This is a genomic window from Actinoplanes sp. NPDC026623, assembly GCF_040638275.1.
Lineage (GTDB): Bacteria > Actinomycetota > Actinomycetes > Mycobacteriales > Micromonosporaceae > Actinoplanes.
Window position 1 is genome coordinate 1 of sequence record NZ_JBEZXZ010000021.1, and the last position, 13,674, is coordinate 13,674.

15 protein-coding genes and 1 tRNA gene are annotated in these 13,674 nt (G+C 71.6%); 8 read left to right on the forward strand and 8 right to left on the reverse strand.

Annotated features, from left to right (window positions below; genetic code table 11):
* The 4 genes from AB0F10_RS09270 to AB0F10_RS09285 all read left to right on the forward strand — a co-directional run.
* A partial coding sequence (locus AB0F10_RS09270) for a CHAD domain-containing protein (protein WP_360621763.1) occupies positions 1-355 on the forward strand: 355 nt, incomplete at its 5' end.
* Between the two features lie 33 nt (positions 356-388).
* On the forward strand, positions 389-1,345 hold the full coding sequence (gene ppk2, locus AB0F10_RS09275; protein WP_360621765.1) for a polyphosphate kinase 2: 957 nt from the start codon (positions 389-391) through the stop codon (positions 1,343-1,345).
* 264 nt (positions 1,346-1,609) lie between these two features.
* Positions 1,610-2,545: a ribonuclease Z gene (locus AB0F10_RS09280; protein WP_360621889.1), complete on the forward strand. Its 936-nt coding sequence runs from the start codon at positions 1,610-1,612 to the stop codon at positions 2,543-2,545.
* The gene (locus tag AB0F10_RS09285) at positions 2,517-3,041 is read left to right on the forward strand and encodes a GNAT family N-acetyltransferase (protein ID WP_360621767.1); all 525 of its coding nucleotides are present in this window, start codon (positions 2,517-2,519) and stop codon (positions 3,039-3,041) included. Before AB0F10_RS09280 ends, AB0F10_RS09285 begins: the two co-directional genes overlap by 29 nt.
* A gap of 292 nt (positions 3,042-3,333) precedes the next feature.
* Here the strand turns inward: AB0F10_RS09285 and AB0F10_RS09290 are convergent, their stop codons facing one another.
* Positions 3,334-3,657, reverse strand: coding sequence for a hypothetical protein (locus AB0F10_RS09290; protein WP_360621769.1), 324 nt, complete (start codon positions 3,655-3,657; stop codon positions 3,334-3,336).
* A gap of 173 nt (positions 3,658-3,830) precedes the next feature.
* Between AB0F10_RS09290 and AB0F10_RS09295 the strand changes: the two genes are divergently transcribed.
* The gene (locus AB0F10_RS09295; RefSeq protein WP_360621771.1) at positions 3,831-4,775 is read left to right on the forward strand and encodes a trypsin-like peptidase domain-containing protein; all 945 of its coding nucleotides are present in this window, start codon (positions 3,831-3,833) and stop codon (positions 4,773-4,775) included.
* Positions 4,776-4,830: 55 nt separating this feature from the next.
* Here the strand turns inward: AB0F10_RS09295 and AB0F10_RS09300 are convergent, their stop codons facing one another.
* Together AB0F10_RS09300 and AB0F10_RS09305 are read right to left on the reverse strand one after the other, a co-directional pair.
* Positions 4,831-6,189: a cystathionine beta-synthase gene (locus AB0F10_RS09300; RefSeq protein WP_360621773.1), complete on the reverse strand. Its 1,359-nt coding sequence runs from the start codon at positions 6,187-6,189 to the stop codon at positions 4,831-4,833.
* Positions 6,190-6,237: 48 nt separating this feature from the next.
* Complete coding sequence (locus AB0F10_RS09305) at positions 6,238-6,594, reverse strand: YkvA family protein (protein ID WP_360621775.1); 357 nt, start codon at positions 6,592-6,594, stop codon at positions 6,238-6,240.
* A 237-nt stretch (positions 6,595-6,831) separates the two neighbouring features.
* On the opposite strand from AB0F10_RS09305, the gene AB0F10_RS09310 reads away from it, so the two are divergent.
* The 3 genes from AB0F10_RS09310 (at position 6,832) to AB0F10_RS09320 (ending at position 10,028) form a co-directional block, all read left to right on the forward strand.
* Complete coding sequence (locus AB0F10_RS09310) at positions 6,832-7,884, forward strand: SGNH/GDSL hydrolase family protein (protein ID WP_360621891.1); 1,053 nt, start codon at positions 6,832-6,834, stop codon at positions 7,882-7,884.
* 25 nt (positions 7,885-7,909) lie between these two features.
* Entirely contained in the window at positions 7,910-8,716 is an 807-nt protein-coding gene (locus tag AB0F10_RS09315; RefSeq protein ID WP_360621777.1) for an SGNH/GDSL hydrolase family protein, read from the forward strand.
* A gap of 67 nt (positions 8,717-8,783) precedes the next feature.
* Entirely contained in the window at positions 8,784-10,028 is a 1,245-nt protein-coding gene (locus tag AB0F10_RS09320) for an acetyl-CoA C-acetyltransferase (RefSeq protein ID WP_360621779.1), read from the forward strand.
* Between the two features lie 82 nt (positions 10,029-10,110).
* Here AB0F10_RS09320 and AB0F10_RS09325 read toward each other — a convergent pair whose 3' ends face one another.
* From AB0F10_RS09325 to AB0F10_RS09345, 5 genes are all read right to left on the reverse strand, one after another.
* The gene (locus AB0F10_RS09325) at positions 10,111-10,398 is read right to left on the reverse strand and encodes a hypothetical protein (protein ID WP_360621893.1); all 288 of its coding nucleotides are present in this window, start codon (positions 10,396-10,398) and stop codon (positions 10,111-10,113) included.
* A 110-nt stretch (positions 10,399-10,508) separates the two neighbouring features.
* Entirely contained in the window at positions 10,509-11,339 is an 831-nt protein-coding gene (locus AB0F10_RS09330; RefSeq protein WP_360621781.1) for a Bax inhibitor-1/YccA family protein, read from the reverse strand.
* Positions 11,340-11,471: 132 nt separating this feature from the next.
* A tRNA-Leu gene (locus tag AB0F10_RS09335) sits at positions 11,472-11,554 on the reverse strand.
* A 74-nt stretch (positions 11,555-11,628) separates the two neighbouring features.
* Positions 11,629-12,984, reverse strand: a complete 1,356-nt coding sequence (locus tag AB0F10_RS09340; protein ID WP_360621783.1) for an NAD(P)/FAD-dependent oxidoreductase — start codon at positions 12,982-12,984, stop codon at positions 11,629-11,631.
* 126 nt (positions 12,985-13,110) lie between these two features.
* Complete coding sequence (locus AB0F10_RS09345) at positions 13,111-13,674, reverse strand: hypothetical protein (RefSeq protein WP_360621785.1); 564 nt, start codon at positions 13,672-13,674, stop codon at positions 13,111-13,113.

A 13,674-nucleotide genomic window follows, 5' to 3' on the forward strand; every position in this document is an offset into this window, starting at 1 on the left:
GGCCGACCGGCTGCTCGACGAGGCCACCGCCGGCGGGGCCGACGCCGAGCTGCACGAGGCCCGCAAGGCCTACAAGCAGGCCCGGTACGCGGTCGAGATCTACTCCCCCGGCGCCGGCAAGCCCGGCAAGCGCCTGGTCAAGGGGCTGACCAAGCTGCAGGACGTGCTGGGCGGGCACCAGGACTCGGTGGTCGCCCGGGAGGTCCTGCGCGACGTGGCCCGCACCGCGCCGGACGCCTTCGGCTACGGCGTCCTCTACGCCCGGCAGGAGCAGGTGGGCGAGGCGACCCTGCGCGACCTGCCGGCCGCGATCAAGGCTTCGCGGCGCAGGAAGCTGCGGGCCTGGCTAGGCTGACCAAAACCCGCCGTGTTGGGTAAGTAGGGGCTCATGACTGACCAGAACGGGCACCAGTGGGATGCCGAGCTGATCACGGTTCCCTACCACGGCCCGATCGCCGAGCTGGCAGGCTACCGGGTCGCGGACGACGATGACGACGACCCGGTGCTGCTCAACGCCGACGGCACCCCCGTCGACACCTGGCGCGAGGACTACCCCTACGACTCCCGGATGCCGCGCTCCGAATACGACCACGACAAGCGGCTGCTGCAGATCGAGCTGCTGAAGCTGCAGAAGTGGTGCAAGCGCACCGGCGAGCGGATGGTGCTCCTCTTCGAGGGCCGCGACGCCGCCGGCAAGGGCGGCACGATCAAGCGGTTCATGGAGCACCTCAACCCGCGCGGCGCCTCCGTCGTGGCGTTGGAGAAGCCGAGCGAGCGCGAGAGCAGCCAGTGGTATTTCCAGCGCTACATCAGCCACCTGCCGGCGGCCGGCGAGCTCGTGCTCTTCGACCGGTCCTGGTACAACCGGGCCGGCGTCGAGCGGGTCATGGGCTTCTGCACCCGCGTCGAATACCTCGAGTTCATGCGCCAGGCACCGGACCTGGAGCGGATGCTGGTGCGCTCGGGGATCAACCTGATCAAGTTCTGGTTCTCGGTGTCGCAGGGCGAGCAGCGCACCCGCTTCGCGATCCGCCAGGTCGACCCGGTCCGGCAGTGGAAGCTCTCGAAGATGGATCTCGAGTCGCTGGACAAGTGGGGCGACTACACGGAGGCCAAGGAGGCGATGTTCTTCTACACGGACACCGCCGACGCGCCGTGGACCGTGGTGAAGAGCAACGACAAGAAGCGGGCCCGGCTGGAGGCGATCCGGTACGTGCTCAACCGCTTCGACTACGACGACAAGGACACCGGGAACGTCGGCGTCCCGGACCCGCAGGTCGTGGGCCCCGCGTCCCTGGCGGTCGAGGGCACCGAGATGTCCCCGCGGGTATTCCCCCGGCTCTAGTGACCTTTAAATCGTTGTCGCGCCGCCGTCGGAGTGGTTAACGTGGCCGTACACGTGAAGGGAGGTGGTCCGAAGTTGTATAGCAACGGGACTCGTGAGGTGGCTGTCCGCTAGCCGCTGTCCTTGACAGCTTCGTAAGCACGTCGAGACCGTGTGGCAGCGGTGCGGCGAATATCAGGTAGCCACCCGACCCCCGGGGATCCGGCCCAGTCCGACCGGACCGCGTTACGCGCGGAAGTCCCCGGGGGTCGCTTCATGTCCGAGGTGAACATGCGCGAGCTCATCGCCCTCGGCACCGCGAGCCAGGTGCCGACCCGGCACCGGAACCACAACGGTTACCTGCTGCGCTGGGACGACGAGGTCATCCTCTTCGACCCGGGCGAGGGCACCCAGCGCCAGATGCTGCTGGCCGGGCAGGCCGTCACGCCGCTGCGCCGGGTCTGCATCACCCACTTCCACGGCGACCACTCGCTCGGCCTGCCCGGGATCATCCAGCGGATCTCGCTCGACAAGGTCCAGCACCCGGTCTTCATGCACTTCCCGGCCGGCGGCCGGGAGTATTTCGACCGGCTCCGGCACGCCACCAGCTTCTACGACGTCGCCGACATCCGGCCGGCCCCGGTCTCCGACGGCTTCGTCGCGGAGACCTCGGCGGGCCCGCTCACGGCCCTGCCGCTGCGCCACTCGATCGAGACCTACGGCTACCGCCTGGCGGAGCCGGACGGCCGCCGCATGGTCCCGTCACTGCTCGCCGCGCACGGCGTCACCGGGCCGATGATCAGCGAGTTGCAGCGCACCGGCGTCGTCGGCCGGGTCACCCTCGACCAGGTCAGCGCGCCCCGGCCGGGCCAGCGGTTCGCCTTCGTCATGGACACCGGCATGTGCGACAACGTGTTCCGGCTGGCCGAGGGCGCCGACCTGCTGGTCATCGAGTCGACGTTCCTGGCCGAGGACGCCGCGATGGCCGCGCAGGTCGGCCACCTGACCGCGGGCCAGGCCGCGTCGGTGGCCCGGCAATCGGGCGTACGCACGCTGGTGCTCACCCACTTCTCCCAGCGGTACGCGGACGGCGCGCGCTTCCTCGACGAGGCCCGGGCGGAGTTCAACGGCGACATCGTGCTCGCCGAGGACCTGCTGCGGGTGCCGGTTCCGCCCAGGTTAGGTTCGTCCCATGACCGTACGTCTGCGTCCCGCCGCTGACGGCGACATGCCCGCCATCGGCGCCCTGCACTACCACTCGCGGGTGACCGCGTACGCCGGGATCCTCTCCCCCGACGCGCTGGCCTACGGCACGCCCGAGGCGCTGGGCGAGTGGTGGGCGGAGCGGTGGCGCTGGGAGCGGGACACGCACCGGCTGACGGTCGCCGTCGACGGCGTGATCCTGGCGGGCTTCACCTACCTGGGCCCGAGCGAGCAGGACGGCGAGGCCGAGCTGTATGCGATCCACGCCGACCCGGCCTACGTCGGCACCGGCGTCGGGCTGCTGCTGATGCGCGACGCGCTGCCCGCGCTCGCCCTGATCGGCGACCGGGCGGTGCTGTGGGTGCTCGACGCCAACGCCCGCGCCCGGCGCTTCTACGAGCGCGGCGGCTGGGTCGCCGACGGGGCCACGCGTACCGGTCCGATCGGCGGGGAGCCGGTGTTGCAGCGCCGGTACGGGCGGCGGACCGCCGGGGTGGTGGGCGGGAGTGCATGACCGAGTGAATGCGGGGGAACCTGTGGTCACGCACTCCCGCCAACCGCGCCCGCCCGAACCGGATTAGCGCCTGGCCGGAGGCGCCGACCGGCGGAGGCGTGCCGGTCGAAACGGTTCTTGGGCGGGTCCGGGCGCGGGACGCCGGTGTGCTGGCGGGGCACAGCGACATCACCGCAGTCAGACGTCGGCCGATCCGAATGGCTCGGTTTCTTGCCGGGGGACGGTCAAGCTACCGGCCGACGTCAGTGGTCTTCAGATAAAGACGTTGCATGGGTTTCCGCCGCGGGCGGGCTCAGTCGAAATAGCCTCGGTTCAGTTCGTCGTTCTTCGGGGTCGCCCGCCGGAGCCGGTTGTCGTCGAGGCCGAGCCGGACGCCCGGCATCCCGCGGAGGCTGTTCAGGTCGTGCCGCAGCGTCCAGGCCTCCCGCCACGGCCGGCGGGCGGCGAGGTCGGCGCGCTCGGCGAGGCGACGGGGCGCGCAGGGCCACCGCCATCCACACCAGACACAGTTACCGTCATGGCCGGCCTCGGCATGCCGGCTGAGCATCCGCTGGGCGTCGTCCCAGAGCAGACGGTCCACAATGTCGGCCGGTACTGCCTGCTCCACGCTGACCATTCACCCCCACCCTCCCGTCCGGCTGGCTGACTCTGTTACTCATACAACCCCCGCCCGCCGACCAGCGGTCGGACTGTCTGTGCGACCTTCGCGACTATCTGTGACCATCACTGTTCGCCATCAGCGGACGCCGCACGGGCATCAATGGGTGGCGGCCCGATGTTCTGCAGGGCATGGATACCGAACACACGGGTATCGAGGCCGAGGCGCTCGATGCCTACAGCCGGGTCGTGACCGGCGTCGCCGCCGCCCTGCTGCCGTCCGTCGCGGCCCTGACCATCCGCACCCCGCGCGGCGACGGCGCGGGCTCGGCGGTCACCTTCACCGACGACGGATTCCTGCTCACCAACGCCCACGTGGTCGCCGGCGCGACCGGCGGCACCGCCGACTTCGCCGACGGCACCGAGACCAGGTTCGACGTGATCGGCGTCGACTCGCTCTCCGACCTGGCCGTCGTCCGGGTGCACAACCCGGGCGCGCGCTCGGCGCCGCTGGGCGACGCCGACGGCCTGCGCATCGGCCAGCTGGTCGTCGCGGTCGGCAACCCGATGGGCCTGGCCGGGTCCGTCACCGCCGGCGTCGTCTCGGGGCTGGGCCGCTCGCTGCCGGCCCGCGACGGCCGCCGGGTCCGCATCATCGACAACGTCATCCAGACGGACGCGGCGCTGAACCCGGGCAACTCGGGCGGCGCGCTGGCCGACTCCACCGGCACCGTCGTCGGCATCAACACCGCGGTCGCGGGCTACGGCCTCGGCCTGGCCGTGCCGATCAACAGGACCACCCGGCACATCATCGGCGAGCTGGTGACCTCGGGCCGGGTCCGGCGGGCCTGGCTGGGCGTCGCCGGGGTGCCCGTGCCGCTGCCGCCGCCGGTCGCCGGGCGGCTGAGCCAGAAGCTGGGCCTGCGGGTGGTCGAGGTGGTGCCGGGCAGCCCGGCCGGCACGGCGGGCATCTACCTGGGCGACATCCTGATCACCGCGGGCGGCGAGCCGGTGCAGTCCGTGCAGGCCCTGCAGCGGCTGATGCTGGGCCCGGCGATCGGCACCGACCTGCCGATCACGGTGCTGCGCAGGAACGCCTTCGTGGACGTCGTCACGGTTCCCGCCGAGCTGTCATAGCGCCCCGGCCCGCTCGCAAATGACGCGAACGGGCCGGCTTGCGTGGCTTCGGAGCTCAGGACAGGTGGGCGAGCAGGTCCTGCCTGGTGAGTACGCCGGCCGGCTTGCCGTCGACGAGCACCATCGCGGCGTCCGCGTTCTCCAGCAGCGCGACCGCCGCGCTCACGGGCTGCCCGCCGCCGATCATCGGCAGCGGGTCGCCCATGTGCCGCTCGATCGTGTCGTGCAGGTGCGCGGCCCCGGTGAACAGCGCGTCCAGCAGCGCCTTCTCCGCGATCGAGCCGGCCACCTCGCCCGTGACGACGGGCGGCTCGGCCTTGAGCACCGGCAACTGGCTGACGCCGTATTCGCGCATGTAGTCGATCGCGTCGCGGACCGTCTCGGTCGGGTGCACGTGGATCAGCGGCGGCATCGCGCCGCTCTTGGCGTCCAGCGCCGCCGCCACCGTGGCCTCGCCGCCGTCGGTGGTGAGGAAGCCGTAGCGGGCCATCCAGGTGTCGTTGAAGATCTTCGACAGGTAGCCGCGGCCGCCGTCCGGCAGCAGCACGACGATCACGTCGTCCGGGCCGGCCCGGCGGGCCACCTCGAGGGCGGCGACCACGGCCATGCCGCAGCTGCCGCCGACCAGCAGGCCCTCCTCGCGGGCCAGCCGGCGGGTCATGTCGAAGGAGTCCGAGTCGGACACCTCGATGACCTCGTCGCAGATGCCCCGGTCGTAGGTCTCGGGCCAGAAGTCCTCGCCGACGCCCTCGACCAGGTACGGCCGCCCGGTGCCGCCGGAGTAGACGGATCCCTCGGGGTCGGCGCCGATGACGCGCACCTCGCCGTGCTCCTTGAGGTATCTGCCGACGCCGGTGATCGTGCCGCCGGTGCCGACGCCCGCGACGAAGTGGGTGATCCGGCCCTCGGTCTGCTTCCAGAGCTCGGGGCCGGTCTCCTCGTAGTGCGAGCGGGGGTTCGCCGGGTTGCTGTACTGGTCGGGCTTCCAGGCGCCGGGAATGTCCCGGGCCAGCCGGTCCGAGACGTTGTAGTACGAGCGCGGGTCCTCGGGCGCCACCGCGGTCGGGCAGACCACCACCTCGGCCCCGTACGCCCGCAGCACGTTCTGCTTGTCCTCGCTGACCTTGTCGGGGCAGACGAAGACGCATTTGTAACCACGCAGCTGCGCGACCAGCGCCAGCCCGACACCGGTGTTGCCGCTGGTCGGCTCGACGATCGTGCCGCCCTCCCGGAGCAGCCCCGCCTTCTCGGCGTCCTCGATCATGCGCAGCGCGATGCGGTCCTTGACCGAGCCGCCCGGGTTCATGTATTCGACCTTGGCAAGCACTGTCGCTGCTATGCCCTCGGTGACGTTGCGCAGCCGGACCAGGGGGGTGTCCCCGATGATGTCGACGACATTGTCGTAGTACCGCACGTCGCTGTGCCCTTCTGGGTGCTGACCTGTACCGCGTCAGCCTACGGCTCAGCCGGCGACGGATCCGGGCAGGACGGCATCACGCTGTTTCTCCCACTCGAGGAAACGCGCGGTCTCGGCGAGCACCGCACCCGCCAGCCACGTGATCATCACGGCGTCGTCGGCCAGTCCGAAGACGAACAGGAACATCTCCGGCACCACGTCGACGGGCGAGACCACGTACGCCGTCGCGGCGGCCATCATCGCCAGCCTCGTGCCACCGTCGTAATGACCCTTTGCGGTGGCTTTGAGCATCCGGGGCAGCGCGGCGAGCCGCTTGCCGATCGACGGGCCGCCGCGGGCCCCTGACGTCAGGGCCTTCGCGAGCGCCGTGAACGCGGCGGTACGGTGCAGTGTCTTGGCCATGTCGTCCCCTTTCCCTGCTATCAGCATGACGGCTATGCGCCAGGGGTACCCGCTCGCCGGGGTGTTCAGACGGTTGTCGCATGTGCGCGTTAGCCTCGAAGACCCCACCATCGCCGGCGGCCGGGCCCCCACCCATGGCTGACGGGCAGTTCCCACCGAGCGAGAGCGAGGGAGAGCGTGGCTCAGGTGCGCAGTTTGACGGAGGCGGACCGCCGGCGACTGCGGCGGGCCGGCCGGATCGTCGGCGCCGTCACCGGCGCCGCCGCGGGCCTCACGGTCCTTTCCGCCGGCGTGCTGCTGCGGCAGGCCGCGGGCGTCCGCAGGATCATTCCCATGGCCGAGGCGCCGCCGCCCCGCGGCGACGGCATCTACGGCCCCAAGTTCCCCGGCCGCCCGCTGAGCATGGTCATCCTCGGCGACTCCTCCGCGGCCGGTTACGGCGTGCACCGCCCACGGGAGACCCCCGGCGCGCTTTTGGCCACCGGCGTCTCCCGGCGGCTGCGCCGCCCGGTCCGGCTGCACCGGCTCGCCGTGGTCGGCTCGATGTCGTCGGGGCTGCCCTACCAGGTGGACGCCGCCCTGGAATACGCCCCGGAGGTCGCCGTCATCCTGGTCGGCGGCAACGACGTGACCCACTTCTCGGCCAACACCACGGCCGTGCGCCATCTGAGCGACACCGTGCGCCGGCTGCGCGCTGTCGGCTGCAAGGTGGTCGTCGGCACCTGCCCCGACATCGGCGCGATCCAGCCGATCAAGCCGCCGCTGCGCTGGCTGGCCCGCCGGTGGAGCCGGCAGCTCGCGGCCGCGCAGACCGTCGCGGTGGTCGAGGCCGGCGGCCGGACGGTGTCCATCGGCGACCTGCTCGGCCCGGCGTTCGCGGCCGACCCGGTCCGGATGTTCGGCTCCGACCGCTTCCACCCCTCGGTCGAGGGTTACGCCCGGGCGGCCGCGGTCATGATGCCGACCCTGATGGCGGCCCTCGGCGAGGACGACCGGGTGTCGGGCGTCGGCCCCGACGGCGTGCGCAGCCTGCCCGAGGCGGCACACGAGGCGGCCCGCGCCGCCGGCACCGAGGTCAGCCCGGTCGAGGTCGACGGGCTCGAACGCGGTCCCGCCGGTCGCTGGGCGCAGCTGCGCCGGCACCCCTGGTTCGGCGAGCCGCGCCTGCGCTTCGGCCACCGCGCGGCCCGGCCCGAGCCGGAGAAGGGGCGTGTTGAGAGCGCGTCCGGCCGGTCGGCCGCGGGCGCCGTAGGGTGGACACCTGAGGATCATCAAGCAGCCGTCGACTGACGGATCTACTGCGGCAGGGGGCGACATGACGGGCCTGGCGGGACGGATCGGCAGGGCGACGGCGGCCACTCTGTTCGCCGGCGCCGTCGGGGGTGTCGCGCTGCTGGCGGGCGAGGCGATCGCGGCCCGCACCCGGCGTTACGCCAAACCGACAATGGGCCTGGCCCTGCGCACGTCGATGGGCCCGTCCGCGGCGCCCCAGCTGCGGCTCGTCCTGCTCGGCGACTCGGCCGCGATCGGCGTCGGCGTGGAGTGGCTGTCGGAGACGGTCGGCGGCCAGCTCGCCCGGCTGCTCGCCGACGGCCCTCCCGGTGCCGGCCGGCGGCACGTGCTGCTCTCCAGCGTCGGCGTGGCCGGCTCCCGGTCGGCCGACCTGGCCACCCAGGTGGCGCGGGCCCTGCTGGGCGACCGGCCCGACGTGGCCGTGGTGCTGATCGGCGCGAACGACGCTACCGGCCTGCACAGCCCCGAGGAGTCCGGCTCGCACCTCGGCGACGCCGTGCGCCGGCTGCGCGAGGCGGGCGTCCACGTCGTCGTCGGCACCTGCCCGGACCTGGGCGCGGTCCGCTCGATCGCGCCGCCGCTGCGCCAGCTCACCGGCTGGATGGGCCGCCGGGTGGCCCGGGCGCAGATCGCCGCGGTGACCGCCGCGGGCGGCGTCGTGGTGGACCTCGCCGGCGAGACGGGCGCGGTGTTCCGGGCGGACGCGGGGACCCTCTGCTACGACGGCTTCCACCCCTCGGCGGACGGCTACCGGGTGTGGGCGCACGCCCTCTTCCCGGCGGTGCTCGACGCGGCCCAGGCCGCCGGCCGCCGCACCTCCCTCGAATAAGTCGGACATTTCGGTGTGACGAAGTATTGCTTCCCCGGTAAGTTACCGGCGCGTTAACGTGGGTCACATGCCGGAAGCTGTCATCGTCGCCACTGCCCGCTCTCCCATCGGCCGCGCCTTCAAGGGCTCGCTGAAGGACCTGCGCCCCGACGACCTCGCCGCCACGATCGTCGATGCCGCGCTGAGCAAGGTTCCCCAGCTGGACCGCACCTTGATCGAGGATCTCTACCTCGGCTGCGGCCTGCCCGGCGGCGAGCAGGGCTTCAACATGGCCCGGGTGGTCGCCACCCTGCTCGGCCTGGACGGCCTGCCGGGCGCGACCGTGACGCGCTACTGCTCCTCGTCGCTGCAGACCACCCGGATGGCCTTCCACGCGATCAAGGCCGGCGAGGGCGACATCTTCGTCTCGGCCGGCGTCGAGACGGTGTCCCGCTTCGGCCGCGGCAACTCCGACAGCCTGCCGCCCGAGGCGCAGGCCCTGGTCGGCGGCGGCTGGGAGAACCCGAAGTTCGCCGAGGCCCGCGACCGCACCACCGCGGCGGCGAAGAACGGCGGGGTGTGGCACGACCCCCGCGAGGACGGCCTGCTCCCGGACATCTACCTGGGCATGGGCTACACCGCGGAAAACCTGGCCCAGGCCTACGACGTGAGCCGCGCGGACATGGACGAGTTCGGCGTGCGCAGCCAGAACCTGGCGGAGAAGGCGATCGCGGACGGCTTCTGGGAGCGCGAGATCACCCCGGTGACCACTCCGGACGGCCGGGTCGTCTCCGCCGACGACGGCCCCCGCCCGGGCGTCACGATGGAGGCGGTCACCGGCCTGAAGCCGGTCTTCCGCCCGGACGGCCGCATCACGGCCGGCAACTGCTGCCCCCTGAACGACGGCGCGGCAGCCGTGGTCATCATGAGCGACACCAAGGCCCGCGAGCTGGGCATCACGCCGCTGGCCCGGGTCGTCTCCACGGGCGTGACGGCCCTGTCGCCGGAGATCATGGGCCTCGGCCCGGTCGAGGCCTCCAGGCAGGCCCTGAAGCGCGCGGGCATGACCATCGACGACGTCGACCTGGTCGAGATCAACGAGGCCTTCGCGGCCCAGGTGATCCCCTCCTACCGGGAGCTGGGCATCCCGCTGGACAAGCTGAATGTGAACGGCGGCGCGATCGCGGTCGGCCACCCGTTCGGCATGACCGGCGCCCGGATCACCGGAACGCTGCTCAACTCGCTCGACTGGCACGACAAGAGCATCGGCCTCGAGACGATGTGCGTCGGCGGCGGCCAGGGCATGGCGATGGTGCTCGAGCGTCTGAGCTGACGCTCCCCGCAATCCTCCGCCGGGTCCGACTGCCTTGAAAGGCGTCGGGTCCGGCGGACTTCATTCCGGCGCCCGCCGGCGCTCAGAGGCCCGCGCGGGTCGCGGAGATCGCCTCGGCGGCGGCGGCCAGCGTCTCCTGCCGCGGGCCGGCCGCCAGCAGGTCGTCGGCCATGACCCGGAGCTGGTCCGCGAGGATCGTGTCCGCCAGGCGTGGCACCGGCCGCCCGGGCCGGTTCTCCGCCGCGGCGCCGAGGTCGGCGAGGCTCTGCACCAGGCCGAATACCAGCTCTCCGCGGGTGCCCGCCGAGGCCGCGGCCCCACCCCAGCGCGCGGTCTCCCAGTGGCCCACCTGGGCCAGCAGCCCCCGCATCGCCGCCTGAAAGTCGTCCACTCGGCGACCCTACCCGGGCACGAAAAGGGGCAGCGCCCGGGCCGCGGAAAGGCGGCCGGGCGCTGCCGGGTCAAAGCTGGGCGCGACGGTCAATCATCGCCTTGTAGGAAGCTCAGCAGGCGCAGCATCTCGAGGTACAGCCAGATCAGGCTGACCAGGATGCCGAACGCCGCCATCCAGGAGTAGCGCTGCGGCAGTCCCAGCCGAACGCCCTCCTCGACCTCGTTGAAGCTGAGGATGAAGCTGAGCGCCGCCACCACGATGCAGACCACGCTGAAGGCGATGCCGAGCGCGCCGTTGCTACGCAGGCCCGTCGAGAAGCCGAAAAGCGACAGGACGAAGTTGATGAGCATGACCGCGAAGAGGCCGGACATCACCGCGTACATGCCGCGCTGGAACTTCGGGGTGGCCCGGATGGCCTTGATGCGGTAAAGCACGGCCATCGTGAAGAAGACGCCGAAGGTCGCGATCACCGCCTGCAGGACGATGCCCTCGTAGCCGAGGACCTGCTCGTACGACTTGCTGACCAGGCCGACGAAGGCGCCCTCGACCACCGCGTACGTGATGACCAGCGCCGGATGCGCCATCCTGGAGAACGAGATGATGAGGCCCAGGACGAGGCCGACCATCGCCGCGCCGATCCAGGCGATGCCGAGCAGCGAGTCCGGAACCAGGTTCCAAGCCGCGACGGCCGAGACGCCGGTGAGGCCGAGCAGCGCCACGGTCTTGACGACCACGTCGTCGACCGTCATCGGTTGCACGGCCGGCGGTACCAGATATCCCTCGGCCGTCGGGTACGGCTGGCCGTAACCCGGCTGACCGGCGGCCGGCCCGTACGGTCCGGCCGGGGCGTGCCCAGCCGACCGCTCCCGCTCGGCGGCTTCGCCGAGGCGCGAAAGCACCGGGTTGGAAGTTCTCACTGTGTCCAGCCTCCCTTTGAGGTTGAGGCACGTAGGGGCGTGCCGTACCAGGGTAAACGCATGGCTGGCCCGGCCGCGCGCCGTGATCGCTGTGAGCAGCCTGTGAACGTGAGCCGACAGCGACAACAAGAGTGCCCGGGGCGGGTCTCGAACCCGCACGCCTTTTGGGGCAGCCGCTTTTAAGGCGGCCGTGTCTGCCGTTCCACCACCCGGGCGGGATGCTCTGCTGCTCACCGTAGCCGGTGCGCGCCGCCCGGCAGAACGCCGGACCGGGCGGACGCGTCAGCGGTCAGCGGGCGCCGGCACCCGCCGGCTCGGCCTTGCGCTCGTCACCCAGCGGCGGCGTCACATGCGTGAACTCCTCGCGGGGCGCGTGCAACTGGCCCAGCGAGATGACCTCGCGCTTGAGCACGAAGGCCAGCGTCCAGTCGGCCAGCACCCGCACCTTGCGGTTGAACGACGGGATGCGGCTCATGTGGTAGGTGCGGTGCATGAGCCAGGCCGGCAGGCCCTTGAGCTTGATGCCGTAGATCTTCGCCACGCCCTTGTAGAGGCCGAGGCTGGCGACGCTGCCCGCGTACTTGTGCTTGTAGTCCTTCGGGGTGGACCCGATGACCACCGCGCGAATGTTGTCGGCCAGCTGCGACGCCTGCCGGACCGCGTGCTGCGCGCTCGGCGAGCACCAGGCGCCCGGGTTGGCCAGGTCGGGGACCTGGGCGCAGTCGCCCGCGCTCCACGCGCCGTCGAGGACCGTGTCGCCGTCGACGATCTGCAGGGTGGGGATGCAGGTCAGGTGCCCGCGCGGGCCGCGCGGCAGGTCGGTGTTGTCGAGCATCGGCGACGGCTTGACGCCGGCCGTCCAGACCAGGGTCTCGGCACGGAAGCTGTCGCCGTCGGAGAGCTTGATGACGCGGTCGGCGCACGACTCCAGCCGGGTCTCCAGGCGCAGGTCGATGCCGCGCTGGTCGAGCTGCCGGGCCGCGTAGGCGCCCATGTCGGGGCCGACCTCGGGCAGGATCCGGTTGGTCGCCTCGACCAGGACGAAGCGGACCTCGTCCTGGCGCAGCTCGGGGTAGTACTTCAGGGCGTCGCGGACGACGTCCTCCATCTCGGCGAGCGCCTCGATGCCCGCGTAGCCGCCGCCGACGAAGACGAAGGTCAGCGACGCCTTGCGCACCTCGATGTCCGGGGTGGTGGCGGCGACGTCGAGCCGGTCGAGGATGTGGTTGCGCAGGTAGATGGCCTCGCCGATGGTCTTGAAGCCGATGCCGTTCTCCCGCAGGCCCGGGATGGGCAGGGTGCGCGACACCGAGCCCGGCGCGACGATGACGTGGTCGTAGGCGATCTCCTTGACCGGGCCCTCGATCGGCTGGACGGTGACCGTCTTGCGGGCGTGCTCGATCTTGGTGACCTCGCCGGACACGATCCGGCAGCGCTTGAGCTCACGGCGCAGCGGCACCACCGAGTGACGCGGGGAAATGTTTCCCGCCGCGGCCTCCGGCAGGAACGGCTGGTAGGTCATGTGCGGCTGAGGATCGATGACGATCACTTCAGCCTGGCGCGAGCTGAGCTTCCTCGACAGGCGCAGTGCGGCGTAAAGCCCCACGTGACCTGCCCCTACGACGACGATCCGCTGCGGTTTCACGGATTCCATTGTCCAGATAAGGGCGCCCCGATGCCTCGCTCTGTGACCAATGACAACCCGTTAGTCAAGCACCGTAACAAACAAGTTTCGGTTTCATTTCGCAGGCAACGTCGGGTTGCCTGATCGTCACGCTCGGCGCAACATCCTGGCCAGCAGCAGGGTCGTGCCGACGGCCGCACCGAGCCCCACCAGGGTGGCGATCACGAACGGGTCTCCGGCCAGCTCGGCGGTGAGGCCGAGCGCGATCACCGTCAGCACGGCGGAGATCAGGACGACCAGCAGGGCGCGGGCCAGCCAGGTGGCGACCACGTCGGCGTTGACGATCGCGTCGTGCGGCAGCACGGCGGCGAGCGCCGCGAGCGTATGCCCCAGGTAGAGCAGGGTCGCGATGCTGAGCACCCGCCAGAGCGCGACCCGGGCGTCGCCACCGGTGGTGTCGAGGATCCAGCCGCCCACCACCACCAGGATCGCGAAGGTGACCCCGCGGCCCCGGGGCGCGAACGCGGGGTAGGCCGCGACGAGGCCGAGCGCCACCACGTAACGGCTCGCCACCACCCCGGAGGGCCAGGCGACGGTCATCGCCGCGAAGAACACCAGGCCGAGGCCGCACCGGACCATCAGGGGCAGCGGCGTGGCCCGGGCCACCGCCCTGCGCGTCCGCTCGATCCGCCGGTTGACGCCGTCCAGCAT